Raw genomic sequence first — 26,302 nt, 5'->3', positions numbered from 1 at the left:
AAATAAAAAAGCCTTGAGATTTCTCAAGGCTTTTTCTTTATATTAAGATCGTTAAATAACACGATTAGTTTTACTTTAAATAAAAATCTATGCCTGTAATAAAACCTGTAAACAATAAGCATCCTCAAATACCAAATGACTGTTTCGTGGCAGAAAATGCTACTGTGTTAGGCGAAGTTTCTTTAGGGAATGAATGTAGTATTTGGTTTAACGCTGTAATTAGAGGCGATGTTCATTATATAAAAATAGGCAATAAAGTCAATATTCAAGATGGTGCGGTTATTCATGCTACTTACCAAAAATCACCAACCACTATTGGCAATAATGTTTCTATTGGCCATAATGCTATTGTGCATGGCTGTACAATACACGACAATGTTTTAATAGGAATGGGTAGTATTGTTATGGATGATTGTGTTGTAGAAAGTAATAGCATTATTGCAGCTGGAGCTGTTGTAACACAAAACACTAGAGTAGAGGCCGGAAGTATTTATGCAGGAGTTCCAGCTAGGAAAGTAAAAGATATTAGCGAAGAGTTAATCTCTGGTGAGATAGATAGGATAGCCAATAATTATGTAAAGTATTCTAGTTGGTTTAAAGAAGATTAAAAGTCTAAATATTCAGCGTTAAAATTTTCATTTAATAGTGTTTGCATCACTATTGGGTTGCTATTAGTATAAAATTTGTTTTTTGGTTTAGCAGTAGCATTATTCAATAGGTTATGTTGTGCTAATATCGCTTTTGTTTGTTTGGCCACAGCTTCACCAGAATCTATTATTTTTATTGATTGAGGGAGAAGCTCTAATAACAAAGGCATTAAATATGGATAATGTGTGCATCCTAAAACCAAATAATCAATATTGGCTTTTATCATAGGAGAAAGATACTCTTTAAGGAGACTTCTCATTTCTGGAGAATCTAATTTACCATGTTCAATTAGCTCTACAATGCCATTGCCATTTTGTTCTACAATAGTAATACCATTGCTATAAAGAGCAGCGGTATTATGAAATAAATCACTACTTAGAGTTCCTTTGGTTGCTAAAATACCAATAGCTTTGTTTTTGGTTTGCAAAGCCGCTGGTTTTATTGCGGGTTCGATTCCTATGAAAGGTATATCGTAATTTTTTCGTAATACTTTAATAGCATTTGTAGTCGCTGTATTACATGCCACGACAATAAGCTTACAGTCTTTTTCTAGTAGAAGCTCTACATTTTTTATGCTTAATTTAATGATGTTGTATTTGCCTTTTAGGCCATAAGGGGCATTTTTGCTATCGGCAAGATAAATGGTATTCTCATAAGGTAATAGGGAATGAAGTTCTTTCCAAATAGAAGTGCCGCCAACGCCAGAATCGAAAATACCAATAGGTTTGTTGCTCATGTTACAAAAATAAAAAAGCTGCTTAATAGATAAGCAGCTTTTAAATGTTTTATTAAACTTATGTGTTATTTAGAAACCAAGTTCTTTTTTAACGTCATCTAAAAGGTTCTTACCGTCAGACATGATTACACCACTACCTTGAGAAGAGTCTAATACATAGTCGAAACCTTGTGCTCTTGCTACTTTTAAAATAGCGGCTTTAGCTCTTTCTGTAATTGGCTTTAATAAATCAAGTTCTTTCTTTTGCATTTCTTGTTGCGCTGTACCTCTGTACTGTTGAATATTTTGTTGCATAGTTTGAAGCTCTAAACCACGTTTTTGATTTTCTTCATCAGTTTTTGTGTCAACTTCAGATTCGTATTGTTTAGCTTTATTTTGATATTCTGTAATCATGGATTGAATATCTGCTTCATAAGTTTTTCCAAGTTTTTCAATTTCAGCTTCAGCAGCTTTAGTTTCAGGCATTGCAGAAATTAATTCTTGAGTGCTTATGTGAGCAACTTTACTTTGCGCTTGTGCAAATCCCATCATTCCAATAAATAATGCTGCTGTAAAAAATAAGGTTTTAAAATTTTTCATTTGTAATAGTATTAATGTGTGTTTGTGTTATAAATTAATTGTTAAAATTTAGTTTTCTTGCTCGTCTTCGTTATCGTTATTTTCTTGTTCTTGACGTTCTTTTTCTCGCTCTTCTTTAGCTTTTTGTCTTTCTGCTAATATGCGTTGTCTACGTTCTTCTAGTTCTTGTTTTCTTCTAGCGCGATCTTCTAACTTTTTCTGGCGACGTTCTTCAAGAATTTGCTCTCTTGTTTTTTCGCCTTCATTGTTATTATTATTATTAGCGTCTGTTTTGTTTTCAGAAGCATCTTCACCTTCCGAAACGTTGTCTTTTGTAGCTTGTTGTCTTTCTTTAAGCTTCGCTTCTCTTGCGGCTTGTCTTGCGGCAATAATACTATCTCTTCTTTTTTGGATAGCTTCTTTTCTTGCGGCACGTTCGTCTAGTATTTCTTGGCGTCTTTCTTCTGCAGCTTTTTCTTTAGCTTCACGTTCTTCATTAATCTCAGGAAGCACTTCTTCTTGTTTTGCTTGACGCTTTTCTGCTCTAGATTGCGCTTGTTTACGTTTGGCGCTTCTTGTAATGCTTCTTATAACTTCGTCGCTAAAATCGTAACGTTCTGCCGAATAAAGCATAACCACATCTGCCGATTTATCAAAAACAAAATCATATTTTCTTTTTTTAGCCATGTCCTGAACAGCAGTAAATATTTGATCTTGAATAGGCTTTATAAGCTGTTGCTTTTGAATAATTAAATCGCCATTTGGGCCAAATCGCTTTTGTTGATAATCTAATATTTCTTGTTCTTCAAAAGTTATATCTTCTTCTCTTTCTTCGATAAGCTCTTTGGTTAAAAAAGGTTTTTCATTGCTTAAGTCTTTCCTCTTTTGTTCAATAGTGCTTAACTGGCTTTCTATTTCACCTTTCCATTTTTGTACTTTACTTTCCAGTTGTGCTGTCGCTTCTTGGTATTCTGGAACGTTCTCTAAAATGTATTCGGTATCTATATAGCCTATTCTAATGCCTCTTTGCGCGTGAGAATGAGATATACCTATCAAAGAAAACAATGTCAATAAAAAAAGAACTTTAATTTTCATTTGTATCATATTTTAATGATTTATTACGATCATAAAATTTAAAAAATGACAATAGATTATTTAGTTTTTTTGCCAATTTTTTGAATTTAACTTTCCAAAATTAACGAAATTTAACTTGAAAAATTTCAATTCATGGTTTAAATAATCAAAAAGGATATAGAAAATATCGTGCCAAATTAAAATTGTTGACCAATAATAAAGTGTGTTTCCCATCCGTTTTTAGTTGTAGATCCTGGTACAGGGTCAAATCCATGACCAAAATCGATACCTAATAAACCAAAGGCAGGCATGAAAAGGCGTAGCCCTAAACCAGCCGAACGTTTTAAATCAAAAGGGTTGTAATCTTGAAAATTGTTATAAGCAATTCCGCCTTCCATAAACCCTAGAACATAAATTTTAGCCGATTGTTTTAAGGTTATAGGGTAACGTAATTCTAAAGAGAATTTGTTATATATGGTTCCTCCATCGTTACTTATATTTCCAAATTGATCCATTGGTTGTATAGATTGATTTGGGTAACCACGTAAGGCAATAGCTTCTCTACCATCTAAACTGTAAGAACCTAACCCGTCTCCTCCAAGGAAAAATCTTTCAAAAGGAATAATACCACGGTTATGATTATAGGCTCCAAGGAAACCAAATTCAAGACTTGGTCTTAAAACTAAGTTTTTAGCTAATTCTGTGTACCAGTCTGCTTTAAACTTAATTTTATAAAATTCTAACCATTTAAAGCGTTCTTGATCTATTTCGGCAATACGGTTATTAGCATCAGTTCTATCGTCTACAGGGTTATTTGCATCGCTAACAAACTCTGAAAGCTCATCGCGTTCATCGCTTAATGCTTTGTAGTCTACATTATTAAATAATGAATATGGCAAAGTAAGTTTAACACTCGCAGAAAAATTAGAACCTCGTACAGGGTAAATAGGGTCAACAGCCGTATTATTTCGTGTTAGTCCAATAGTATATGCAAGGTTGTTTGAATAACCATCACCAAAGGTAAATAGCCCTGTGTTATAGTTTTTTAAATTATAATGCTGGAATGTTAAGGCTTGAGACAGTGTAAAATAATCGTCTGGTACGGTTAAACGTTTGGCTAATCCTACCGTAATACCTGTAATATTAAAGCGTTTATCTCTGTCTGCTTTTCCTGTAGTATAATCGTATAAAAATTGCTTGGTATGTGATAACGATGTTGAAAATTGAACAGGTTTTTTACCGCCTAACCAAGGTTCTGTAAACGAGAAACTATACGTTTGAAAGAATTGACTGGCTTGTAATCTTAACGATAGTTTTTGTCCATCACCTCTTGGTACGGGTTTGTAAGCGTCTAGATTAAAGAGATTTCTTAATGAGAAATTGTTAAACGATAATCCTAGTGTACCTATAAATCCACCGCCACCGTAACCACCTTGTAGTTCTATTTGGCTAGATCCTGTTTCGACAAGCGAATATTCTAAATCGATGGTTCCTTCGTTAGGTTTAGGGTTTAAAAAGTTTGTTCCAACTTGTTGTGCATCAAAAAAGCCTAATTGACTTAACTGGCGTATGGTTCTAACTACGTTAGATTTACTGTAAAGTTGTCCTGGTCTAGTGTGAAGCTCTCTGTAAATAACATGGTCGTTTGTTACTTCGTTGCCTACAACTGTAATGTTGTTAAAATGAACAGGCTTTCCTTCAGAAATACGAATTTCTAAATCTATAACATTACCTTCAGCGCTAACTTCAACAGGGTTAATAGTAGAGAATAAATACCCATTGTTTTGGTATAGGTTAGTGATGTCTAAGGCGTCTGGTTTTGTGTCATCAGCGATACGTTTATCTAATAAAACGCCATTATATGTATCACCTTTGTTAATTCTTAAAATTCGTTTTAAATATTCATCGGAATAAACCGTGTTACCTATAAAGTCTATATCGCCAAAGGTGTATAATTCACCTTCTTCAACCTCAATATGTAGAGCGATGTTTTTCTTATTTATAATTTCTAAACTATCCGAAATAATTCTTGCATCTCGATAACCATTTTCTTTAAATTTATCGATAACACTTTTTAAGTCTTCTTCGTAGTCAGCTTCAATATATTTAGAGCGTTTAAATAGCCTGTAAATTTTTTTCTTTTTTGTATTTTTCATGGCTTTTCGAAGCTTACGGTCTGTAATAACTTCGTTGCCTGTAAATACAATATCTTTTACTTTAACTTTTTTGCCCTTATCAATAAAAATAGACATGTCTACTCGAGCTTTTTGAATAGAATCCTGTACCTCTCTAGTGCTTATTGTAACCTTAGAGTTAAGATAACCGTCTTTTTGGTATTTGTTAACGAGGTAGTTTTTTGTTGTTGTAATAAGGTTTTCGGTAACCTTTACACCTTTATTAAGCTTGTTTTCCTCAATAACTTTATCTTTTTTACCTTTTCTTATTCCAGAAATCTGTACATTATTTAATTCTGGAAGGTCGCTTAATCTTATTTCAAGAAATGCCTTGTCGCCTTGAATGTCTTTAGCATAAATTTCAATATTATTAAATAAGTTGGAGTTCCATAGTTTTTTTATGGCACGACTTATTTCTTTTCCAGGCATCATTATTTGTTGTCCTTTACGTAATTCGGAAAAGGAGATAATGGTTTGCTCACTAAAACTGGTTTCGCCAGCTACAGTAATTTCTTCTATGGTGTATTTTTTTCCATTATCGTAATTAGCTTCTTGTGCCGAAGCATGTTGAAAAATAAATAATGAGGATATTAATGTAAGTAGAGGTAATAGTGTTTTCAATGATGTAATATTAACTGATTTGCTCGCTGGTTTTCCCAAAGCGTCGTTCTCTATTTTGGTATTCAATAATTGCTTCATATAAATGTTGCTTTGTAAAATCTGGCCAAAGTACATTTGTAAAATACAATTCGGCATAAGCTATTTGCCATAATAAAAAATTGCTAATTCTTTGCTCTCCACTTGTTCTAATAAGCAAATCGACGTCTGGCAAATTTTGCGTGTAAAGATGCTCATTTATAACCGATTCATCAATTTTTTCTGGAGAAATTATATTATTTTTAACTTTAAGGCTAATGTTTCTAACACAATTTAAGAGTTCTTCCCTTGAACCATAGCTTAATGCTAGAGTTAAGGTCATTCTATTATTGTTTTCTGTTTCGTTAATAACGTAATCTAATTCGTTATATACTTTTTTTGGTAATTCTTTTAAATTACCAATTGCCTTGAGTTTTATATTGTTTTCTTGTAATGTTTTTATTTCCTTTTTTAAAGAGGAAACTAGAAGTTTCATTAGGGTTTGTACTTCTAGTTTGGGGCGGTTCCAGTTTTCGGTGGAAAATGCATATAGAGTTAGGTTCTCTATGCCTAACTCGGCACAGGCTTCTACTGTTTGACGAACAGATTTAGTGCCATTTTCATGGCCAATCATTCTAACGAAACCTTTTTGTTTTGCCCATCGGCCGTTGCCATCCATAATAATGGCAAGGTGCTTTGGTAACTTATTTGTATGTATTTGTGACTTTAAATTCATATTAAAATACGCAGTAACAAGGTTTGCGGCCAAAGGTATAGGTGAGTGTTAGGCCTGTGAAAACATACCAGTCATTATTATTAGTATTCCCAAATGCTAAAGGGCTTTCGTTGTTAAAGTCAGGGACGCTACCATCGAATTCGTCGGAGAACGTGTATCTGGCACCAATTTCAAATCCAATAACAATATGTTCGATAAATTTTGCTTTTACACCTAATGTCATAGGGATACCGTAGGCAAGACTGGAGGTGTCTTCCATTACTTTCTTTCCTTGGTTGTTAAAGAAGAAATTATCATGATGTGCTACAGAAATTCCTGTGTATAAGTAGGGGGTAAATTTATCTCTTCCATCGTGTAGGTTAAAATCGAAAAAGGTAAATTCTAGACCTAGAGAGGCTTCTATAATGTCATTTTCAAACTCGTAACCTCTTTCAATTCTTCTTGGGTCGTCGCTATCTAAATCGTTTGCTTCTAATTTAGAATACAATAATGAAAACCTAAACGAATGTCGTGGGCTTCTATTCCATTTATATATACCGCCAAAGGCAGGGCTGTTTGGGGAAATATGTGTTGTAGCACCAACATCGCCAATAAAATTACTGCCACCAACAAAAACACCTATTTCGTGTGTTTGAGAAATGGTGTTTTGGTATGAAAAAACAAATAATATGATTATGGTTAAATACCTCATATGTCTTCAAAAGTTTGCAAATATAATAAATATGATTAGCCTATAACAATTTGATTGAAATAGTATTAGCTTAAAACAATATTTCATACAATTTATTGCCTAATTACGCTTATCTTCTCCCCAAAGCAGCTTTTTTCTTAAGGTGTCTAAGAAACTTTCGGTAGCAAGTTCAATCATTTTAATTTTAAAAGGCGCTTTTTTTATAGAAATTATAGCATTGTTTTGAAGTGTTGCAATTCTAGAATCAAGAGAGACAAGGTATTCGTTTTCTCGTCCGTCTACTTTTAGTTCAATTTCTGTAGTGTCGGTTATAACAAGTGGCCTAGCGTTTAGGTTATGTGGTGCAATGGGGGTGAGCACAAAACTTTCGGCATCTGGTGCAATAACGGGGCCGCCACAACTTAAGGAGTATCCTGTAGATCCTGTTGGTGTGGAGACAATTAAGCCATCGCTCCAATATGAAGTTAAGTATTCGCCATCAAGTTTGGTTGAAACCGTAATCATAGAGGTGGTATTCTTGCGGCTTATGGCAATTTCGTTTAAGGCAAAGTTGAGTTCTGTAAGGTTTTGGTGTTTGGGAGTGGTTTTAATTTCAAGCAGACTTCTTTTAGAGATTTTATAGTTACCATTAAAAATATCATCCATAGCATGTGTGATATTTTCATTTTGAATAGTTGCCAAAAATCCTAAACGTCCTGTGTTTATACCAACAATAGGAACACCTGTATCTTTAACATGGGTAATGGCTCTTAATATGGTGCCATCGCCACCAATACTAATTAATAATTGGTAACTGTCGTTTAACGTTTTAAAGGTTTTAAAATCGTTAAGGTCTATGGTTGTATCTAGGTTTTTATTAATTATATCTAGAAAATTCTCTTCAATATAAATATCATTGCTTTTACCATCTAAATAATTTAAAAGGATGGCAATAGCCTCTTCGGCATTTTTATGGAAAAATTGTCCAAATAGGGCTATTTTCATAATTATATGTTTAGGTATTTATTTAAATATTCTGAGCGTTCTTTTAAGCTTTTTAAGTAAGTGTCTTCTTCGTGTCCAGAAATCACATTATAGCTATACCTTCTAAAGGTTTGCATGATTTCATTTAGCCCTGTATTACCTATTTTTAGGGTTATTTGTGCTAAGTCGTTTTCAATTTTTGAAATAAAAGCCCCTAATAATTTTCCGTCGTTAGATTCTACAATCTGGCTTATTTCGCTAAACGAAAAATCGTTCAACCCTTTTTCAACTATTAAAATACCTCCAGCTTCGGCAAAAAAAGGTGTTTCGTTAAATAGGCTTATAACATCATTTAATTCGTAATATCCTAAATACGTATTGTTGTCGCTTAATACAGGCATGATGTTAGTGCTGTTTTGTGCAAATGCTTCTAAAACATCTAGCCAAACAGTTTTCTCTTTTACAAAGAAACTTTCAATAGATAGCAGGAATTCTGAAATGCTTTTGTCTTTATCAAAGCAATGAACATCGGTTTCTGATAGACAGCCAATATATTGGTCTGAATTATTTTTTATAGGAATATGTGAATAAGTAAGCTGGTTAAACAATACTTGCGCATCGCCTACTTTATCATTTACAGAAAATGGCTTTATGTCGTTAATAATAAACTCTTTTAAATCCATGATAATGCTTTTGTGCTTTTTGCAAATTAATTAAAAATTGCTACAATAAGCGTGGTCTACTTCGTATTTTTGTACATATAAAATAACCAACAATGACAAAACTTAGTGTTAATATAAATAAAGTAGCAACTTTAAGAAACTCTAGAGGCGGTAATGTGCCTAATGTTGTGCAATTTGCTAAAGATGTTCAGGTGTTTGGTGCGCAGGGTGTTACTATTCACCCTAGACCAGACGAACGACATATTACATATAAAGATGCGTGCGATTTAAAACCTGAAGTATATACCGAATATAACATTGAAGGAAACCCTATAGATAAGTTCACCAAAATGGTTCTTGAAATTAAACCAACTCAAGTAACCTTAGTGCCAGATGCTGTCGACGCCATAACAAGTAATGCTGGATGGGATACGATTAAGCACAAAGATTTTTTAGTTGAAAAAATACAGGAGTTTAAAGCACAAGGTATAAGAACATCCATTTTTGTAGATCCAGATGTTAAGCAAATTGAAGGTGCAAAAGCAACGGGAACTGATAGAATTGAACTGTATACCGAGAGTTATGCACACGAGTATGCTCAAGGAAATAAAGACGCCATAAAACCTTTTGTAGATTGCGCTAAACTGGCTAACGAAATAGGTTTAGGCATAAATGCAGGTCATGATTTATCTTTAGATAACATTCAGTTTTTTAAAGAGAATATCCCAGGATTATTAGAAGTATCTATTGGACATGCGTTAATTTCAGAAAGTTTATATTTAAGCGTAGAGAATGTTATACAGATGTATTTAAATAAATTAAAATAGATGCAACTACATTCAAATATTTTAGGAACCGGTACGCCATTTGTTATATTACATGGTTTTTTAGGCATGGGAGATAATTGGAAAACTCATGCGAAACACTTAGCAAAGGATGGCTACGAAGTTCATTTAGTAGATCAAAGAAATCATGGTCGAAGTTTTCATAGCAATGAGTTTAATTACGATGTTATGGCTAAAGACTTAAAAGCCTATTGCGATAATCACGATTTAAAAGATATTATTTTATTAGGGCATTCTATGGGAGGTAAAACAGCTATGTTGTTTGCAGTAGATTACCCAGAATATCTTTCTAAACTAATTGTAGCCGATATTTCACCTAGATTTTACCCTATTCATCATGATAAAATTTTAGAAGGACTATCAAATTTAGACTTTTCCAAAATTGAAAATAGAAGAGAAGCCGATGATGCGCTATCAAGCTATGTGTCAGATTTTGGAATACGACAGTTTTTACTTAAAAATCTGTATTGGAAAGAAAAAGGACAATTAGCTTTACGACTCAATTTGCCCGTTTTAAAAGATCAAGTAGGTGAAGTAGGCGAAGCTTTACCTATGCATGTTAAATTTGAAAAAGATACGCTTTTTTTAAGAGGCGATAAATCAGAATATATTTCACCACAAGACGAACGTTTAATTCATTCTCATTTTCCTAACGCAGAGATAAAAACCATAGAAAACGCGGGACATTGGTTACATGCAGAAAACCCGAAAGACTTTTATAACGAAGTCATAAAATTTATTTCTTAACTTTCTAGAGAATTAAAAAAACAGACACATGAAATTAATTTTAAAATTACTGCTTAATGCGTTAGCCGTTGTGCTTTTATCTAAACTACTTTCCGGGGTAAATGTAGATAGCTATCTTACAGCAACTATAGTAGCTTTAGTTTTGGCAATTCTTAACTTATTTGTTAAACCCATTTTAGTATTACTCACCTTACCAGTAACGGTGGTTACTTTTGGTATATTTCTATTGTTTATCAACGCTTTTATAATACTTATTGCAGATAAATTAATAGAAGGCTTTTCGGTAAGCAGCGTTTGGATTGCTATCCTTTTTAGCATCTTATTATCCATATTGCAATCTATACTACATTCACTTTTAAAAGACGATGAAAAATAGGCTGAATTTCAATACGTTAAAAACTTTGTGGGGATGCAAAAAAAGTTATACTTTTGCATCCCTTTTTAAATTAAAATAGAAGCGCCAATAGGCCACATAATTTTTGAGCATGAATATTACAAGAGAAAACATTGATGCATTAAATGCAGTCGTAAAAGTTGATATTGAAAAAGAAGACTACAACGATAAAGTAGAAAAAATCCTTTCAGATTATAGAAGAACGGCTAACATACCTGGTTTTAGAAAAGGTCATGTGCCAATGGGAATGGTGAAAAAACAATACGGAAAAGCCGTATTAGTAGATGAGGTGAACAAACTTTTACAAGATGCGTTAAACAAATATTTAACCGAAGAAAAACTAGACGTTTTAGGGCAACCATTACCAAAGCCACAAGACGATTTAGATTGGGATGCAGAAAAACTTTCTTTTGAGTTTGAATTAGGTTTAGCACCAGAATTTGATGTAGATATTAAACCTAAAAAAGCCATTACACAATACAATATTGTTGCAGATGATAAAATGATCAACGAGCAAGTTGAAAACATCCAAAAACAATACGGTAAGTTAGTCTCTCAAGACACTATAGAAAAAGATAGCGAAGTAACAGGAACGTTTAAAAACGAAGAGCGCGAGATAGAAAACACCGTAACCTTAACTTTAGATAAATTTAAAGGAAAAGCAACCGAAAAGAAATTCATTGGTGCTAAAGTAGGTGATGTTATCGAGCTTAAAACAAAAGGACTTTACAGCGATGAGCATGAATTAATGCACGCATTAAAATTAACTCACGATGAGGTTCACGGTTTAGACATCGACGTAACGTTTACTGTAACCGAAATAAACGAACGTGAATTAGCCGATTTAGATCAGGAGTTATTCGATAAACTTTTTGGAAAAGGTACCGTAACCAGTGTTGCCGAACTTAAAGAAAAAATTAAAGAAGACGCTGAAAAACAATTCAAGCAACAAGCCGACCAAAAACTACTAAACGATATTACAGAATATTTAGTAGATAATACGAAGTTTGATTTACCTGCAGAGTTCTTACAAAAATGGATGCAAACAGCAGGAGAAAAAGAACTTGATGAAACCGAAGCTAAAGAAGAATACGAAAAATCTGAAAAAAGCTTACGTTACCAATTAATCGAAGGTAAATTAATTACCGATAACGATATTAAAGTAACTATGGATGATATTAAAGATCACGCCAAGCAAATGATAAAAGCTCAAATGGCACAATTTGGTCAAATGAATCCTTCTGAAAAGGAATTAGACGATATTGCAGCTAGAGTATTATCTAATCAAGACGAAGCGAGAAGAATTTCAGAGCAAATCATTAGCCAAAAATTATTAGATCTTTACAAAGAAAAATCTAATCTTAAAACAAAAGAAGTTACTTACGACGCATTTGTAAAAGAGGTTTACGGAGATAAATAATCCGTAACGCTTTGAGAAAGAATAATTGCTTATATTTAGGCGTTGAAATTTTTAACATTTCAACGCTTTTTTTTATTTTAGAAAAAACTCAATAAAGACTATGAATTACGCAAAAGAATTTGAAAAATTCGCTATAAAAGATCAAGGTGTTAGCAGTACATACTACAACAAAATTATGAGTAGTATGTATCCTGTAGGATTAACGCCAAATATTATTGAAGAACGCCAAATGAACGCTGTGGCTATGGACGTGTTTTCACGTTTAATGATGGATCGTATTATCTTTCTAGGAACAGGAATAAACGACCAAGTGGCCAATATAGTACAGGCTCAGTTGTTGTTTTTAGAGAGTACAGACTCTTCTAAAGACATTCAAATTTACATAAACTCGCCAGGCGGAAGTGTTTATGCGGGACTTGGAATTTATGATACCATGCAATTTATAAAACCAGATGTGGCTACTATTTGTACAGGTATGGCAGCATCAATGGGTGCGGTATTATTATGTGCTGGAGCTCAAGGAAAAAGAAGCGGTTTAACACATTCACGAGTTATGATTCACCAACCTCTAGGAGGTGCGCAAGGTCAAGCAAGTGATATAGAAATTACTGCTCGTGAAATTTTAACATTAAAAGAAGAATTATATAAAATTATTAGTAAGCACTCTGGCCAAGACTACGACAAAGTATATGCTGATAGTGATCGTGATTACTGGATGAAAGCTGATAAGGCTAAAGAATACGGTATGATAGACGAAATTTTAGTGCGTAACTAATATTAAAAGAACCAGAAATTGATTTTATGGCAAAGGAAGAATTAGAATGTTCATTTTGCGGAAGAAAAAAGCCAGAAACTAATCTGTTAATAGCTGGCTTAGACGCACATATTTGCGATAGGTGCATAGAACAAGCACACGGTATTGTTTTAGAAGAATCTAAACAAACTGATAACAGTGAACTTAGTGCAGAGCTAATGTTGCGCAAACCGCAAAAAATAAAAACATTCTTAGATGAATATATTATAGGTCAAGAAACAACCAAAAAAATCATGTCGGTTGCAGTGTACAATCACTACAAAAGATTACTGCAACAACCTTCCGATGACGATATTGAAATCCAAAAGAGTAATATCGTTATGGTGGGACAAACAGGAACAGGTAAAACCTTAATGGCAAAAACCATCGCTAAAATGCTTAATGTGCCTTTAGCTATAGTTGATGCTACAGTGTTAACCGAAGCCGGTTATGTAGGCGAAGATGTTGAAAGTATTTTAACTAGATTATTACAAGCAGCAGATTATAACTTAGACAAAGCACAAAAAGGAATTGTGTTTATTGATGAGATTGATAAAATTGCACGTAAAAGTGATAATCCATCTATTACACGAGATGTTTCTGGAGAAGGGGTTCAGCAGGCACTTTTAAAGCTATTAGAAGGAACTACGGTAAATGTACCACCAAAAGGCGGACGAAAACACCCAGACCAAAAATTTATTGAAGTAAACACAGAGAATATTTTATTTATTGCTGGAGGTGCTTTTGATGGTATTGATAAAGTAATATCTAAGCGTTTAAATATGCAAGCCGTTGGTTATAGCGCTTCAAAATCGGAAGAAGTTATTGATCAAGAAAACTTGCTACAATACATTATTCCTAAAGATTTAAAAGACTTTGGTTTAATTCCTGAAATAATAGGACGTTTACCTGTGTTAACTCACATGAATCCTTTAGATGATAAAACCCTTAGAGCTATTTTAACCGAGCCTAAAAACGCTATCATAAAGCAGTATAAAAAACTGTTTGAAATGGATGATATTGAATTCAGTATTACCGATGGTGCACTAGATTTTATTGTCCATAAGGCCATTGAGTATAAACTTGGCGCTAGAGGGCTTCGTTCATTATGTGAGGAGATTCTAACTGATGCCATGTTTGAGCTTCCAGGAAGTGACGAAAAAACTTTAAAAGTTACTAAAGCTTACGCCGAGGATAAATTAACCAAGACCACGCTAAAAAAATTAAAAGCGGTATCTTAAGGTTGATGAAAATAAAAGATCAAAAAAGTCTACTTAATTTTAAGTAGACTTTTTGTTTTAAAGTACTTATATAAATGTATGTTTATAAAAATTAAAAGTAAGCCGTAAATGCTATCTTCAATAGGGATGTTACTTATTCTAACACCTAAATTTTCGGCATCATTATACCAAACAATAGGTTCAACAAAAAAGCTACCCGTTAAAATACCATTACTCACAAAGAAAAAGGGTAAAATAAAAATATAACTTAAGTAGTAATAAGATAAATTCACCTTCCTTACAGCCAAAAGAGTTAAATATAAACTTGTAAGAAAACAGGTCGTGCTAGTATATAGTTTGTTGTAATTAAGTAAAGCGATTATTAGAAAAACAACAATTAAAATATAGGTAACAGCTCGTTGAATTTTCTCTAAAGGGTTGTTTTTAATAAGATATTTAAAGGCAAAGTAACTAAATACACAAGCAAAAGGAATACAAACAAAAAAAAGGAGTTCTTCAATAGGTAAATTACAAATGTAAAATCCTGTTAAGTATGTTTGGTTAAATCCCCATACGCCTATTTTAGTGAAAATAATATCCCAAACAACAAATATTATTGTTATTAAAATATTAGCACTAAAAAAATAACGCCAATTTTTATAAAAGGCATGTTTAGGGTAAAAACTAGCTAGTAACGGAATAGAAATACATCCCAAGTTTACCAGTAAATAAATAAGAGGTTTCATGTAATCACTTGTATTGCTTATGATATTTTTTAGGAACATACAACATACCAAAGCATTCGCCATCTTCCTTTCCTAAATGTTTATGGTGTATTTTATGGGCTTTTCTTAATCCTAAAAGAAATTTGTTTTTGGTGTGTTTAAACCATTTAAAGCGTTGGTGAATAAGTACATCGTGAATTAAAAAATAAGCAATACCATAGCAAAGAATGCCTAAACCAATAAAAAACAACACATTTAAATTAGGGACTAACCCAAAATAAAATAGTAGTATGCTAGGTATGGCAAAAATTACAAAAAAGGCATCATTCTTTTCGAAGGTGTGAGCGTATTTTGGTTGATGATGGTCTTTGTGTAAATACCATAAAAATCCATGCATAATATGCTTGTGGGTTAGCCAAGTTATAGCTTCCATGGTTATAAATGTTGCAATGGTTATTACGATATAAATAAAAATAGACATAATTAAATTTAAGAATTAACAGTGATTTTAAAACGCATGAAGTTTATAGCGTATGTACGATTTTGTAAGAATAAATAGTTTAATACCGTTAGAAACACGTATGCGTTTGTTTGCTATAAGCTTAGAATCGGTATTAATAGCTTTAAATAATATCTATAAGCAATATAAACGCCAAGTCTGCTTTCTATTGGTAATTGAATAATGCCTTTATAAGCTTCGTTAAAATCGAACTTTATGTCATTTATAATCTCTTGTTTGCTTAGGTTATTTAAAGTGTTATTTTGAAGGTTAGGAAAATACGATCGGCCAAGTTTTTCGGTATCATCTTTAAAATCTCTCAAAAAATTAACCTTTTGAAATGCTGAGCCTAAATGTTTAGCCGATTGCTTTAAATCGTTAAACTTAATGTCGTCATTATTTACAAAAACCCTTAAGCACATAAGGCCAACCACATCGGCAGAGCCATAAATGTAATTCTCATAATCTTCTTTAGTCGTATAGTTAGAAACCGTTAAATCGGCTTCCATACGTTTTAGAAAGTCCTCGGCATAAGTGTGTAATTTATATTTATGCACGACCTCTTGAAACGCATTAATAATAGGGTTTAGGCTAATTTTATGTTCAAGTGCTTTGTGGTAATCATGAACAAAATCTTTAAAAAGACGCTCTTGATTATAGTCGTTAAACGAATCTACAATTTCATCGGCATAACGAACAAAACCGTAAATAGCATAAATCGCAGGTCTAATGGAAGGCGCAAATAGTTTAATACCTAAAGAGAATGACGTGCTATAAGTTTTAGTGATAATTTCACTGCATTTTAAACTAGAGGAGTCGAATAAGGCTTTCATGATGTATGATATTTATTAATTAAATCACTAACAATTTTACCCGAAATTAAAGATGGAGGAACTCCTGGTCCAGGAACAGTTAATTGCCCACAGAAATAAAGATTGTTTAGTTTTTTACTTTTTAGTTTAGGCCTAAGAATATGGGTTTGCATTAACGTGTTTGCTAGTCCGTAGGCATTGCCTTTATAGGAGTTGTAGTCTTGTTTAAAATCGCTTACACAATACGATTCATGAAAAAGAATATGGTCTTTAATAGATTCTCCAGTGATGTTTTCAAGACGATCGATTAATTGTTTAAAATAGGTTTCTCTAATTTCAGGTGTGTCCTTAATATCTGGAGCAATTGGAATTAAGAAAATAGCAGCTTCTTTGTTTTTAGGCGCAATGGTTTCATCTGTTACACTTGGAAAACTAGCATAAAACAACGGTTTTTTAGCCCATTCTTTAGTATCGTAAATGGTTTTGGCATGAGTTTCAAAATCGGTATCAAAAAATAAAGTGTGATGAGATGCCTGACTTAGCTTTTTATTTATGCCCACATAAAATAGTAACGCCGATGGCGCAAATGTTTTGTTGTTCCAATAATTTTCTGAGTATTGTCTTAAATGGTTTGGTAGTAAGGTTTCGGTATGATGATAGTCGGCACCACTTAGTAAAATGTCACAATCCATGTAACACAAATTTGTGTCTACTCCTGTGACTGAGCGATCATTTTTGGTTATAATTTCGCTAACTTCACAATTAGTGTGAATAGTAATATCTAGACTTTTTGCCAATATGTTTATACCTTCAACAACCTTATACATACCACCTTTAGGGTGCCAAGTGCCTAGTTTAAAATCGGCATAATTCATAAAATTGTAAAAAGATGGTGTGTTATCTGGTTTGGCACCAAGAAATAATACAGGAAACTCTAAGGTTTTTCTTAGCTTTTTATTTTTAAAGGATTTAGAAACTTGCTTTGAAATCGTTGAAATAAATTCATGTAACTTAAAAATGGTTTTGTTATTAATAATTTCAAAAAGATTTTCGCCTGGTTTATAAACTAAGTCCTTTATGGCGATATTATAATTTGCCTCAGCTTTATTAATAAATTGTTGTAATTTTTCACTACTTCCTTTTTCAATGCTTTCAAAGGTTTGTTTAATGTCTTCAAAATTTTCAGAGATACTTATAAAATCTTTCCTTCCGAAATAAATTTTATAAGCAGGGTGTAGTTTGTTTAAGGTGTAATAATCTGAAGTAGTTGAGTTGAAATCGTTAAAAAAACGCTCAAAAACATCAGGCATCCAATAAAAAGTTGGACCAATATCAAAAGTAAATCCTTCTTTTTTTAATTGTCTTGCACGTCCGCCAACCGTCCTGTTTTTTTCAAGTATAGTCACTTTATGGCCTTCTTTTGCTAAGTAACAAGCCGCAGAAAGCGATGAAAATCCTGATCCTATGACAATAATTTTTTTTGAATTCATTTAGAGCACCTTTTAAATAAACCAGTAGCTTTTTTTGCTACTGGTTTATTGTTGCTAATATTATAGTTAAAGAGGAATTAATTAGGAAGCATCACTTTGTCAAGAACATGTATTACGCCATTTCCAGCTTGTACGTCAACAGCTATAATGCCTATATCCATTGCGCCAGAACCATCTGTTATATCAGCAATATTACTGCCGGTTCCTGGAAGGTTAACAGTAAAACTTCCGCCTTGTAATGATGTTACAGGGTTTGCGCCTGTATTAAGGTCGCCAGAAGTTACATTAGCGCCACTCGCTACATGGTACAATAGCACCTCTGTTAAAGTGCTTTCATTTGGCACACCGCCTAGTTCACTAATTAAAGCATCAAAAGCATCATTTGTAGGAGCAAATACGGTAAAATCTGGATTTATACCATCACTGTTGCCGCTTTCAGTACGTGATAAAATTGACGCAAAATCGGTAGCTGGTGTTAATTCGGTTAAAGCAGAAGCTAAGGTAGAGAAGTTAGGGTCGGCTAGTGCAAATGTAACTACTGTAGGGATGTCGATTACTGTATCTACTGCGTGAATAATACCATTTGTGCCAACCACATCGGCTTGAAAAACAGTGGATATACCATTAAATATAACGCCATTGCTAGTGTTGTAATATAAACTCATACTGTTATCTTCAGCGCCAGTTGCTGCTGTGTTAGTATATCCAGCGCCACTATTTATAAGTGCTTCAGAAGAGATTGCTGAACCCGAAATTACATGATTAAGTAGAATTTGTGATAATACCGCCGTATCAACATCACCTAATGAAGCGCCATTTAAAAAGGTATCGAAAGCACTGTTGTCTGGAGCAAGTATTGTAAAGGGTCCATCGCCTTGGAGTACAGATACCAAGTTGCCATCTGCAGCACTAAGCGCAGCTACTAAACTAGAAAAGGCAGGATTATTAGCGGCATGGCTAACAATGTCAGGTAGTCCTAAAACACCATCTAAAATATGTATAGTTCCGTTGCTAGCATTAATGTCTGCTGTTGTAACTGTACCAGAGTTATTGAAGCTAACACCATTTGAGGTGTCAAAATAAATACTAATGTTGTTTCCACCAGCTCCAGTTGCGCTTCCAGAAGTATATCCAGACCCCATAGCTGTTAAATCTGATGCCTCAACATCGGCCATAATAACATGGTTTAATAAAATTTGTGAAAGAACATCACTTGGGACTTCATTTAGAGAGCTAAAACCATTGTCGGTTAAAAAGCTTGAAAAAGCATCGTTAGTTGGTGCCAAAACTGTAAAAGGTCCATCGCTGCTAAGCACGCTAACTAAATCACCATCAGCTCTTGAGAGTGCATCAACTAATGTTGATAATTCTGGTGTGTCTACAGCCAGTTCAACAATGTTTTTTTGGTTAGATGGTGTTGAAGGTGTAGAATTGTCGTCGTCACTACTACAAGAGACGCCAATGAAAGCGAAACTTAGTAATAGGAATAATAATTTTGTTGTTTTCATTTTTGTCTTTGTTTTTAATGTTAAAGTTAGACAAATATACAAAAAAATATTGTTTGTCAAATAAAAATTAAATAAAAGTAGACAAAATGAATTTTATTCCCTGTGTTTTCAAAAAAATGTATAATTTTATAGCGTAAAGAATTAGACATGAGTAAATATACAATGGCTCAAGTGGTAACACTTACAGGAATTAATGCCCATACGCTAAGGAAATGGGAAACGCGCTATACTTTAATAGAGCCAGAGCGAACAGAAACAAACATCAGGTATTATTCAGATAGTCTTTTAAAAAAGCTTTTAAATATAAGCTTGCTCACAAAAAATGGATATAGAATATCCAAAATTGATAAAATGTCTGAAGAAGACATTCATAAAGCGGTAACTAATCAAATTTCTGATGAGACATATGAGGTGGAAATAAATGCTTTGATTACAAGTTTGCTGGATATGGATGAGCAGGCATTTGATAATATTTTAAAAACTCAAATTATTAATAAAGGCTTATTGACAACGGTTTTAGAGATTGTTTATCCGTTTTTAAATAGAGTGGGCGTTTTATGGGGTATTGATAGGGTTATGCCATTTCAAGAACATTTTGTTTCAAATTTAATTAAGAAAAAAATGTTTACTGAGATAGATTTACTCCCATATCCGCCAAAAGGTGCACCATCTGTTGTTATGTTTTTAATAGAAGACGAGTATCATGAAATAGGGTTGCTTTTAGCCTATTATTTGGCTAGAAAATTAGGATGGAAAGTTTATTATTTAGGGCAAAATGTTCCTTTAGAAAACATTAGTCAAATAATAGAAGATGTTACGCCAGACATTATGTTAACCATGTTTATAACTCCAATACAGAAAGCAACTTTTGCAAAAATTAATGCGTTTTGCTCTAAATCTAATGTTCCATTATATATATCGGGAAATACAGATAACATAGAGAATGCTATTAAAGAAGGAGAAAGTATTTATTTAAAAAGCCCTAAAGATTTTGTGGACTGTTTAAAAAACTTTAGATAAGCATCATAAAAAAACCACTTAATAACTTTAAGTGGTTTTTTAAGCTTTATGGATATGTTAATTAATAGTAACATTATGAAAATAGGCTATAAACAATAGTCTTTTAAGAGCCTATAAGCATGATATGATGTTGTAAAACTACAGTTTTGCTTGTAAGAAAAAAATTACCTTATCTGTTTTTAGATAAACACACCATTATTTTCGTTATGAGAAAAAAGTATAACTATTTTTTCGGTGAATAACAATTAGGAGTTTAATTGAAGTAACTCGTCTAAATATTCTCTTGTGTTTGATAACCTTGGGACTTTATGTTGGCCACCCAGTTTGTTGTTTTGTTTTAACCAATCGTAAAATAAATGGGGGCGAGCAATATGGACTTTAGGTTTGTTTAACGTCATATTGTTATAACGTTTTGCTTCATAATCTGAATTAAGAGATTTTAAAGCATTATCTAGTAGCTCATTAAAATAATCAATATTATTAGGAGGCGTTTTGAATTCAATTAGCCATTCGTGAGCACCTTTTTCCTTGCCATCCATAAAAATAGGTGCTGCGGTGTAATCTACAATTTCCGACTTTGTTTTTTCACAAACTTTTTTTAAGGCTTCTTCAGCATTTTCTATAATTAATTCTTCGCCAAAGGCATTAATATGATGCTTTGTACGTCCTGTAATTTTTATACGATAAGGCTGTATAGAAGTAAACTTTACGGTATCCCCAATTTTATAGCGCCACAGTCCTGCATTTGTAGTAATAATGACAGCGTAATTTTTATCTTTTTCTACTTCGCCTAGCGGAACAATTTTCTCATGTTTGGTACCGTATGTTTCCATAGGAATAAACTCATAGAAAATACCATAATCTAACATAAGTAACAATTCGCTAGATTTATTTTGATCTTGAATAGCAAAAAAACCTTCTGAAGCATTGTAAATTTCGTAATACCTAAAATCTTTTCTAGGAAAAATACGTTTGTATTGGTCTTTATAAGGAACAAAGCTTACGCCACCATGGAAGTACACCTCTAGATTTGGCCAGATATCAAATATGTTGTCTTTGCCTGTTTTTTCTAAAACATTGTTTAATAAAACCAACATCCATGAGGGTACACCAGCTAAGCTGGTAACATTTTCTTGAATGGTTTCATTTACAATAGCTTCCATTTTAGTTTCCCATTCGCTCATAAGAGAAACTTTGCTGCTTGGCGTACTACTAAATTCGGCCCAAAAAGGCATATTGTCTATTAATATGGCAGAAAGGTCGCCAAAAACGGTCCCATTTTCTTTGTAAAGTTCTTTACTGCCACCTAGTCTTAGACTTTTTCCTGTAAAGAGTTGAGAGTTTTCATTATTATTAAGATACATACAAAGTAAGTCCTTACTTGCTGCATAATGACAATCTTCTAAAGAATCATCACTAACAGGGATAAATTTACTTTTACTATTGGTTGTCCCGCTAGATTTAGCAAACCATCTTATAGGTTGTGGCCAAAAAATATTGTGTTCTCCTTGTCGTGAGCGTTCAATAGCATCGTGATAATCTTCATAAGTAGATATAGGAATGCGACTAGAAAAAGTATTGTAATCTTTTATCGAGGCAAAATCATAAGTTTTTCCAAATTCGGTGTCTTTAGCTTTGGAAAGTAGTTGAAATAGTAACTCCTGTTGTACTTCGTTAGGATACTTTAAAAATAATTCAATTTGATGAAAACGTTTTTTTAAAAACCAGGAAGCAATAGAATTTACTATAGGAATTGGCATATTTGCATTATCTTTAAAAAATAAAAATAATACTTTTTTTTATGACCTACCAAGGCGTTCTTACAAAAATGAATACGGAGTTTTTAGATCCTATTCAATATTATCTAGTGTTTGAAAACGACTTTATAAACCTAAACCAAATGCTAGGTAAAACGATTACCATGGAATTTGTTAAGTATCAGTGTTTAAACTGTGGTTTAAATAAGTCTATTTACCGCCAAGGATTTTGTAAAAGCTGTTTTTTTGATGTGCCGCAAGCTGCCGATTGGGTCATGCGACCAGAATTAAGCATGGCGCATTTAGATAAGGAAGATCGCGATTTAGCGTACGAAAAGAAAGTACAATTACAACCACATATTGTGTATTTAGCTAATTCTAGTAATGTAAAAGTAGGCGTAACTAGAAAAAGTCAAGTGCCAACACGTTGGATTGATCAAGGTGCACACGAGGCTATAGAAATTGTTGAGGTGCCAAATCGCTATTTGGCAGGTATAACAGAGGTTGCGCTTAAAGACCACGTGAGCGATAAAACCAATTGGCGTACAATGCTTAAAAACGAGATTCAAGATGAAAATTTGGTAGAGTGGCGTGAGCGTTTAAAAGCCTTTATTCCAGAGGAAGCTACCGAGTATTTTATAGAAAATAATACCGAAACCGAATTGCATTTTCCTGTAACCAAATACCCCGAAAAGCCTAAAAGTTTAAATCTTGAAAAATCTAAAACCTATACAGGAACATTAGTAGGCGTAAAAGGACAATATTTAATTTTTGAAGATCAGACGGTATTTAATATTAGGAGTAATGAAGGCTTGGTAGTTGGAATTACAGTAAATTAAATAAGACGTTTCCCAATATATTCTGAATTCATTACGCGAAGGGCTCCCATGTAATCTGTTCTAAAGCTAATAATATCGCCTACTTTGTATGCGCGATTAGCATTGGTAATGTCTATTATTAACATATCAGAACTAGCACCAACAAAATTTAATGAAGTATTTATAGGTTTTAAAAAATCGACTTTTGAAATATCTAATAATCCAATGTCTAAAATGGCACGTTTTTGAATTTCGGTGAATTTAGTTTCATCAATTTCAAATAGTTCTCCAGAAGGGTTTTTGTCTAGTTTTCCATATGGAACACTAGGTTTTTCTGTTATTTCAATGATTTCAGAGTGTAGGGTAAATACATCGTCTTTCATGCCTTCTATGGTATTGTTTTCAAACAAGTCGGTGCCAAAAAATAGGGTTTCACCAACTCTAAAATGGTTAATGCCTTCGGGTACAATGCCTTTTATTAAAAGCGGTACCATGACAGACGAACCACCTGTAACACCTTCAATTTTACGATTAAATTTTGCTTCAATTAACTGTTCGTATAAACATAATTGTATGAGTTTGTCTTTACTTGGCATAACACCACTTAAACAATTAAGGTTTGTACCAATGCCAGCAACCTTTATGTTGGGGAGTTCAAAAACTTTTTCGTAAAAATCCATTAAATGGTCACCCATGATGCCTTCGCGTAAATCACCTAATTCTATCATAATAATAACCCGGTGGATTTTGTTTTGTCTTCCAGCTTCTTCAGATAGCCATTTAATGGTTGTGTATTCGGTGTTAAAGCTTACATCGGCATATTTAACAATGTTTTTAATACTGCGTTTTGCTGGTGGTTTAATGTAAATAGTTTCAACGCTAGGCTTTAATTTTTTTATGGTTTTAAGGTTAGATAATCTAGCATCGCAAACTTGTTCGTCTCCTAACAAAAGCACAAATTCTAAATATTTTTCATGACCGCAAAGTAGTTTTAAAACAGGCGCCCAAGTCATTCCTTCTTTATTGAACAGTTGCTGAAGAAACCTGTAATTGTGTGTTAATGATGCTTTATTTAATGTAAAGTAAGCCATAGTGTTATTTTAAAATCCTTGGAATGTCTTTGTCTATTCTGGATAGTACTTCATAATTTAATTGATCGGTCATGTTTCCAAAAGACGATACGGTAATTTCATGATCGCCTTGTTTGCCTATTAAAAATACATTGTCGTTAATGGCTACATTTTGGTCTGCAGTAATATCTATTAAAAGCATATTCATGTTTACAATACCAATAACACTAAAACGGTTATTATTAACAATAACGCGCCCTTGATTACTTAAACTTCTACTGTAACCATAACCATAACCAATAGGAACAGAGGCAATAGTCATGTTGTTTTCAGCAAGATACGAATTTCCGTAACCAATGTATTCGCCTTTGTTCACGTGTTTAATATCCATAATATAAGATGTCCACGATAAAATAGGTTTAAGCGGCGAATGTTCAAGATTGTGTTTTGTCATATGAGAGATAAACGTCTCTCTGCTTGGCCATAATCCATAATGAAGAATACCAATACGAACCATATCAAAATTATCTTGAGGGAACGCCAAGATTGCTGCACTGCAAGAACTGTGGATGCGTTCTGGTTGAATACCTTCATTTTTAAAATACTTAATAGCTTTTTTAAAAATATTGCGTTGCAATTTTACACGCACATAATTACTTACGCTTTCTGCTCCTGCATAATGTGTGCAAATACCTTTTACATTTATAAATTTATGGTTGTTTTTTATAATATGAATTAACTCTTGCCAATCGCTTTTGCTAAAACCCGTTCTGTTCATACCAGTTTCAATCTCTAAATGAATGTTTATAGATGTATTTTTTGTTTTGGCAATCTCCAGCATATTTTGAATGCGCTGTAAATTGAATGTATAAAACTCAATATGGTTTTCAATCATCCAATGAGCATCTTCGTCACTAATATCGCCCATAACCATAATGGTGAATTCTCCTTTTGCTTTGTTAAAAACTTGACGCGCTTCCAACGAATTAAATACCGAAAAATGATGTATACCAACTTTTTGTAATGCAGGAACCATGACCGATATGCCATGTCCGTAGGCATTTCCTTTTAACACACAAGACATGGTTGTTTTGTCGTTTAACAGCGATTTAATGTACGAGATATTATTATTTATAGCCTCTTGGCTAATTTCTATAATTGAATTAGGCATTGATTTGTTTTAAAATTTGATAAAACATTGAAACTCCGTTTACTATTATACTGTCGGGAAAATCGTAATCAGGATTGTGTAAAGCAGATGTGTGTTCTCCTGCGCTTAAGCCAAACATGGCGCCTTTGTAATGCTGTGTAAACAATCCAAAGTCTTCTCCCCATTTAAACGGATGCGTTTTTTCAATGTAGTTATAGTTTAGTTGTTTTGCCGCTTGTTCTATGTGTTTTGTGGCGGTTTTGTTATTATGATTAGAAGCAAACTCTTCAAACCATTCTATGTGATACTTTAGTTGATGTTTGTTGCAAGTTGTCTCGACTATTTTTGAGATGCTCTGTTTTAGAGTGTTAAGTTGCTCCAAAGCCCAGCAGCGAATAGTAAAATGAAGCTCCGCATTACCAGCAGAAATGCCATAGTCTTTTGAGCCTAAAGCAGCATAAACCGTAGCAATAGTTGAAAAATATTTAGCGTTTTGGTTAGGGTTTTCCAGTTGTTTAATCTTGAAGATGAGCTCCTGTAATGCAATATCTGGGTTAATGCCATTTTCAGGTTCTGCGGCATGTGCTGTTTTACCTTTTAAAACAATAGCTAGACTAACAACCGATGCTGTGAATGTTCCCGTTTTACAGATAATATTACCAAAAGGGTAACCTGGGACATTGTGAAGTGAAAAAATAAAATCAGGTGTTATGGATTTGAATTTTTCATCGCTCAAAATAGCTTTAGCACCTTCTCCGGTTTCTTCAGCCGATTGAAAAAGTAAGATGACGCTTCCTTTTGAAATAGGTGTTTTTTGTAGTTTTTGCGCTAGACCATAAAGAATTGTCATATGGCCATCGTGACCACATTTATGAGAAATGCCTTCAATTTTTGAGTGATGCGAAAATGTATTAACTTCTTGTATGGGTAGTGCATCTAATTCGGCGCGAAACATAACCGTTTCACCAGTATTACCACTATCAAAAATAACAGCAAAACCATACCCGCCAATATTGGTGATAATTTGTGTTGGATTTAGCTTTTTTAAATCCTCAATAAGGTGTCTGGAAGTCTGTTTCTCTTGCCCAGAAAGTTCTGGGTATTGGTGAAGGTGTTTTCGGTATGTCGTTAGGTTATTTAAGTTCACATTTAAAAA

The 26,302-nt window shown here is 33.3% G+C and carries 25 protein-coding genes and 1 pseudogene; 9 read left to right on the top strand and 17 right to left on the bottom strand.

What is annotated here, in order from left to right; all coding sequences use genetic code 11:
* Positions 1 to 89: 89 nt before the first annotated feature.
* Positions 90 to 608, top strand: a complete 519-nt coding sequence (locus R3L15_RS11460; RefSeq protein ID WP_338731825.1) for a gamma carbonic anhydrase family protein — start codon at positions 90 to 92, stop codon at positions 606 to 608.
* Here the strand turns inward: R3L15_RS11460 and murI are convergent.
* The 8 genes from murI to R3L15_RS11420 form a co-directional block, all read right to left on the bottom strand.
* Entirely contained in the window at positions 605 to 1,384 is a 780-nt protein-coding gene (gene murI / locus R3L15_RS11455; RefSeq protein ID WP_338731824.1) for a glutamate racemase, read from the bottom strand. The genes R3L15_RS11460 and murI overlap by 4 nt on opposite strands.
* A 69-nt stretch (positions 1,385 to 1,453) precedes the next feature.
* The gene (locus R3L15_RS11450; RefSeq protein WP_338731823.1) at positions 1,454 to 1,963 is read right to left on the bottom strand and encodes an OmpH family outer membrane protein; all 510 of its coding nucleotides are present in this window, start codon (positions 1,961 to 1,963) and stop codon (positions 1,454 to 1,456) included.
* Between the two features lie 48 nt (positions 1,964 to 2,011).
* Positions 2,012 to 3,037, bottom strand: coding sequence for an OmpH family outer membrane protein (locus R3L15_RS11445; RefSeq protein WP_338731822.1), 1,026 nt, complete (start codon positions 3,035 to 3,037; stop codon positions 2,012 to 2,014).
* A 176-nt stretch (positions 3,038 to 3,213) separates the two neighbouring features.
* Positions 3,214 to 5,889, bottom strand: coding sequence for an outer membrane protein assembly factor BamA (gene bamA, locus R3L15_RS11440; RefSeq protein WP_338731821.1), 2,676 nt, complete (start codon positions 5,887 to 5,889; stop codon positions 3,214 to 3,216).
* Entirely contained in the window at positions 5,822 to 6,562 is a 741-nt protein-coding gene (locus R3L15_RS11435) for an isoprenyl transferase (protein WP_338731820.1), read from the bottom strand. Before R3L15_RS11435 ends, bamA begins: the two co-directional genes overlap by 68 nt.
* 1 nt (position 6,563) lies before the next feature.
* Positions 6,564 to 7,253, bottom strand: coding sequence for a DUF6089 family protein (locus R3L15_RS11430; RefSeq protein WP_338731819.1), 690 nt, complete (start codon positions 7,251 to 7,253; stop codon positions 6,564 to 6,566).
* Between the two features lie 99 nt (positions 7,254 to 7,352).
* Positions 7,353 to 8,237 carry an NAD kinase gene (locus R3L15_RS11425; RefSeq protein ID WP_338731817.1) on the bottom strand — a complete coding sequence of 295 codons (885 nt, stop codon included), beginning with the start codon at positions 8,235 to 8,237 and terminating at the stop codon, positions 7,353 to 7,355.
* Positions 8,238 to 8,239: 2 nt separating this feature from the next.
* A complete protein-coding gene (locus R3L15_RS11420; RefSeq protein WP_338731816.1) occupies positions 8,240 to 8,899 on the bottom strand; it encodes an acetoin utilization protein acuB in 660 nt (219 codons plus the stop codon).
* 92 nt (positions 8,900 to 8,991) lie between these two features.
* On the opposite strand from R3L15_RS11420, the gene R3L15_RS11415 reads away from it, so the two are divergent.
* The 6 genes from R3L15_RS11415 to clpX all read left to right on the top strand — a co-directional run bounded on the left by R3L15_RS11415 (position 8,992) and on the right by clpX (position 14,318).
* The gene (locus R3L15_RS11415) at positions 8,992 to 9,705 is read left to right on the top strand and encodes a pyridoxine 5'-phosphate synthase (RefSeq protein WP_338731815.1); all 714 of its coding nucleotides are present in this window, start codon (positions 8,992 to 8,994) and stop codon (positions 9,703 to 9,705) included.
* Positions 9,706 to 10,470: an alpha/beta fold hydrolase gene (locus tag R3L15_RS11410; protein WP_338731814.1), complete on the top strand. Its 765-nt coding sequence runs from the start codon at positions 9,706 to 9,708 to the stop codon at positions 10,468 to 10,470.
* A 28-nt stretch (positions 10,471 to 10,498) separates the two neighbouring features.
* Positions 10,499 to 10,846, top strand: coding sequence for a phage holin family protein (locus tag R3L15_RS11405; protein WP_338731813.1), 348 nt, complete (start codon positions 10,499 to 10,501; stop codon positions 10,844 to 10,846).
* 109 nt (positions 10,847 to 10,955) lie between these two features.
* Positions 10,956 to 12,284 (top strand): trigger factor, encoded by a 1,329-nt coding sequence (gene tig / locus R3L15_RS11400; protein WP_338731812.1) that lies wholly within the window; start codon positions 10,956 to 10,958, stop codon positions 12,282 to 12,284.
* Between the two features lie 100 nt (positions 12,285 to 12,384).
* Positions 12,385 to 13,059, top strand: a complete 675-nt coding sequence (gene clpP, locus R3L15_RS11395; RefSeq protein WP_338731811.1) for an ATP-dependent Clp endopeptidase proteolytic subunit ClpP — start codon at positions 12,385 to 12,387, stop codon at positions 13,057 to 13,059.
* A gap of 26 nt (positions 13,060 to 13,085) precedes the next feature.
* Positions 13,086 to 14,318, top strand: a complete 1,233-nt coding sequence (gene clpX / locus R3L15_RS11390) for an ATP-dependent Clp protease ATP-binding subunit ClpX (protein ID WP_338731810.1) — start codon at positions 13,086 to 13,088, stop codon at positions 14,316 to 14,318.
* Between the two features lie 29 nt (positions 14,319 to 14,347).
* On the opposite strand, the gene R3L15_RS11385 is transcribed toward clpX, so the two are convergent.
* From R3L15_RS11385 to R3L15_RS11365, 5 genes and pseudogenes are all read right to left on the bottom strand, one after another.
* Positions 14,348 to 15,043, bottom strand: coding sequence for a lycopene cyclase domain-containing protein (locus R3L15_RS11385; RefSeq protein WP_338731809.1), 696 nt, complete (start codon positions 15,041 to 15,043; stop codon positions 14,348 to 14,350).
* 4 nt (positions 15,044 to 15,047) lie between these two features.
* Positions 15,048 to 15,503, bottom strand: a complete 456-nt coding sequence (locus R3L15_RS11380; RefSeq protein WP_338731807.1) for a carotene hydroxylase — start codon at positions 15,501 to 15,503, stop codon at positions 15,048 to 15,050.
* A 27-nt stretch (positions 15,504 to 15,530) separates the two neighbouring features.
* Positions 15,531 to 16,354 (bottom strand): annotated as a pseudogene (locus R3L15_RS11375) (phytoene/squalene synthase family protein).
* Complete coding sequence (locus R3L15_RS11370) at positions 16,351 to 17,823, bottom strand: oleate hydratase (RefSeq protein ID WP_338731806.1); 1,473 nt, start codon at positions 17,821 to 17,823, stop codon at positions 16,351 to 16,353. The pseudogene R3L15_RS11375 and the gene R3L15_RS11370 overlap by 4 nt, the downstream one beginning before the upstream one ends.
* Before the next feature lie 77 nt (positions 17,824 to 17,900).
* Positions 17,901 to 19,331, bottom strand: a complete 1,431-nt coding sequence (locus tag R3L15_RS11365) for a fasciclin domain-containing protein (protein WP_338731805.1) — start codon at positions 19,329 to 19,331, stop codon at positions 17,901 to 17,903.
* A gap of 147 nt (positions 19,332 to 19,478) precedes the next feature.
* Here R3L15_RS11365 and R3L15_RS11360 point away from each other — a divergent pair, with 147 nt between their 5' ends.
* The gene (locus R3L15_RS11360; protein ID WP_338731804.1) at positions 19,479 to 20,351 is read left to right on the top strand and encodes a MerR family transcriptional regulator; all 873 of its coding nucleotides are present in this window, start codon (positions 19,479 to 19,481) and stop codon (positions 20,349 to 20,351) included.
* A gap of 245 nt (positions 20,352 to 20,596) precedes the next feature.
* Here the strand turns inward: R3L15_RS11360 and R3L15_RS11355 are convergent, their stop codons facing one another.
* Positions 20,597 to 22,111 (bottom strand): GH3 auxin-responsive promoter family protein, encoded by a 1,515-nt coding sequence (locus R3L15_RS11355; RefSeq protein WP_338731803.1) that lies wholly within the window; start codon positions 22,109 to 22,111, stop codon positions 20,597 to 20,599.
* 41 nt (positions 22,112 to 22,152) lie between these two features.
* On the opposite strand from R3L15_RS11355, the gene R3L15_RS11350 reads away from it, so the two are divergent.
* The gene (locus R3L15_RS11350; protein WP_338731802.1) at positions 22,153 to 22,947 is read left to right on the top strand and encodes a DUF2797 domain-containing protein; all 795 of its coding nucleotides are present in this window, start codon (positions 22,153 to 22,155) and stop codon (positions 22,945 to 22,947) included.
* On the opposite strand, the gene R3L15_RS11345 is transcribed toward R3L15_RS11350, so the two are convergent.
* From R3L15_RS11345 to R3L15_RS11335, 3 genes are read right to left on the bottom strand one after another with little or no spacing between them, the layout of a single operon-like run.
* Positions 22,944 to 24,017: an alanine/ornithine racemase family PLP-dependent enzyme gene (locus tag R3L15_RS11345; protein WP_338731801.1), complete on the bottom strand. Its 1,074-nt coding sequence runs from the start codon at positions 24,015 to 24,017 to the stop codon at positions 22,944 to 22,946. The genes R3L15_RS11350 and R3L15_RS11345 overlap by 4 nt on opposite strands.
* Before the next feature lie 4 nt (positions 24,018 to 24,021).
* Complete coding sequence (gene alr, locus R3L15_RS11340; RefSeq protein ID WP_338731800.1) at positions 24,022 to 25,167, bottom strand: alanine racemase; 1,146 nt, start codon at positions 25,165 to 25,167, stop codon at positions 24,022 to 24,024.
* Positions 25,160 to 26,293 (bottom strand): amidohydrolase, encoded by a 1,134-nt coding sequence (locus tag R3L15_RS11335; RefSeq protein WP_338731799.1) that lies wholly within the window; start codon positions 26,291 to 26,293, stop codon positions 25,160 to 25,162. The genes alr and R3L15_RS11335 overlap by 8 nt, the downstream gene beginning before the upstream one ends.
* Positions 26,294 to 26,302: the final 9 nt, after the last annotated feature.

Origin of the sequence: Mangrovimonas cancribranchiae (assembly GCF_037126245.1) — a bacterium.
GTDB lineage: Bacteria > Bacteroidota > Bacteroidia > Flavobacteriales > Flavobacteriaceae > Mangrovimonas > Mangrovimonas cancribranchiae.
Note: the sequence above shows the minus strand (reverse complement) of the source record. Positions and strands in the feature narration are given on the sequence as shown.

Excerpts from the sequence above, each read along its gene's own strand:
- R3L15_RS11460 (WP_338731825.1), top strand. The coding sequence starts at position 90 with ATGCCTGTAATAAAACCTGTAAACAATAAGCATCCTCAAATACCAAAT.
- murI (WP_338731824.1), bottom strand. The coding sequence starts at position 1,384 with ATGAGCAACAAACCTATTGGTATTTTCGATTCTGGCGTTGGCGGCACT.
- R3L15_RS11450 (WP_338731823.1), bottom strand. The coding sequence starts at position 1,963 with ATGAAAAATTTTAAAACCTTATTTTTTACAGCAGCATTATTTATTGGA.
- R3L15_RS11445 (WP_338731822.1), bottom strand. The coding sequence starts at position 3,037 with ATGAAAATTAAAGTTCTTTTTTTATTGACATTGTTTTCTTTGATAGGT.
- bamA (WP_338731821.1), bottom strand. The coding sequence starts at position 5,889 with ATGAAGCAATTATTGAATACCAAAATAGAGAACGACGCTTTGGGAAAA.
- R3L15_RS11435 (WP_338731820.1), bottom strand. The coding sequence starts at position 6,562 with ATGAATTTAAAGTCACAAATACATACAAATAAGTTACCAAAGCACCTT.
- R3L15_RS11430 (WP_338731819.1), bottom strand. The coding sequence starts at position 7,253 with ATGAGGTATTTAACCATAATCATATTATTTGTTTTTTCATACCAAAAC.
- R3L15_RS11425 (WP_338731817.1), bottom strand. The coding sequence starts at position 8,237 with ATGAAAATAGCCCTATTTGGACAATTTTTCCATAAAAATGCCGAAGAG.
- R3L15_RS11420 (WP_338731816.1), bottom strand. The coding sequence starts at position 8,899 with ATGGATTTAAAAGAGTTTATTATTAACGACATAAAGCCATTTTCTGTA.
- R3L15_RS11415 (WP_338731815.1), top strand. The coding sequence starts at position 8,992 with ATGACAAAACTTAGTGTTAATATAAATAAAGTAGCAACTTTAAGAAAC.
- R3L15_RS11410 (WP_338731814.1), top strand. The coding sequence starts at position 9,706 with ATGCAACTACATTCAAATATTTTAGGAACCGGTACGCCATTTGTTATA.
- R3L15_RS11405 (WP_338731813.1), top strand. The coding sequence starts at position 10,499 with ATGAAATTAATTTTAAAATTACTGCTTAATGCGTTAGCCGTTGTGCTT.
- tig (WP_338731812.1), top strand. The coding sequence starts at position 10,956 with ATGAATATTACAAGAGAAAACATTGATGCATTAAATGCAGTCGTAAAA.
- clpP (WP_338731811.1), top strand. The coding sequence starts at position 12,385 with ATGAATTACGCAAAAGAATTTGAAAAATTCGCTATAAAAGATCAAGGT.
- clpX (WP_338731810.1), top strand. The coding sequence starts at position 13,086 with ATGGCAAAGGAAGAATTAGAATGTTCATTTTGCGGAAGAAAAAAGCCA.
- R3L15_RS11385 (WP_338731809.1), bottom strand. The coding sequence starts at position 15,043 with ATGAAACCTCTTATTTATTTACTGGTAAACTTGGGATGTATTTCTATT.
- R3L15_RS11380 (WP_338731807.1), bottom strand. The coding sequence starts at position 15,503 with ATGTCTATTTTTATTTATATCGTAATAACCATTGCAACATTTATAACC.
- R3L15_RS11370 (WP_338731806.1), bottom strand. The coding sequence starts at position 17,823 with ATGAATTCAAAAAAAATTATTGTCATAGGATCAGGATTTTCATCGCTT.
- R3L15_RS11365 (WP_338731805.1), bottom strand. The coding sequence starts at position 19,331 with ATGAAAACAACAAAATTATTATTCCTATTACTAAGTTTCGCTTTCATT.
- R3L15_RS11360 (WP_338731804.1), top strand. The coding sequence starts at position 19,479 with ATGAGTAAATATACAATGGCTCAAGTGGTAACACTTACAGGAATTAAT.
- R3L15_RS11355 (WP_338731803.1), bottom strand. The coding sequence starts at position 22,111 with ATGCCAATTCCTATAGTAAATTCTATTGCTTCCTGGTTTTTAAAAAAA.
- R3L15_RS11350 (WP_338731802.1), top strand. The coding sequence starts at position 22,153 with ATGACCTACCAAGGCGTTCTTACAAAAATGAATACGGAGTTTTTAGAT.
- R3L15_RS11345 (WP_338731801.1), bottom strand. The coding sequence starts at position 24,017 with ATGGCTTACTTTACATTAAATAAAGCATCATTAACACACAATTACAGG.
- alr (WP_338731800.1), bottom strand. The coding sequence starts at position 25,167 with ATGCCTAATTCAATTATAGAAATTAGCCAAGAGGCTATAAATAATAAT.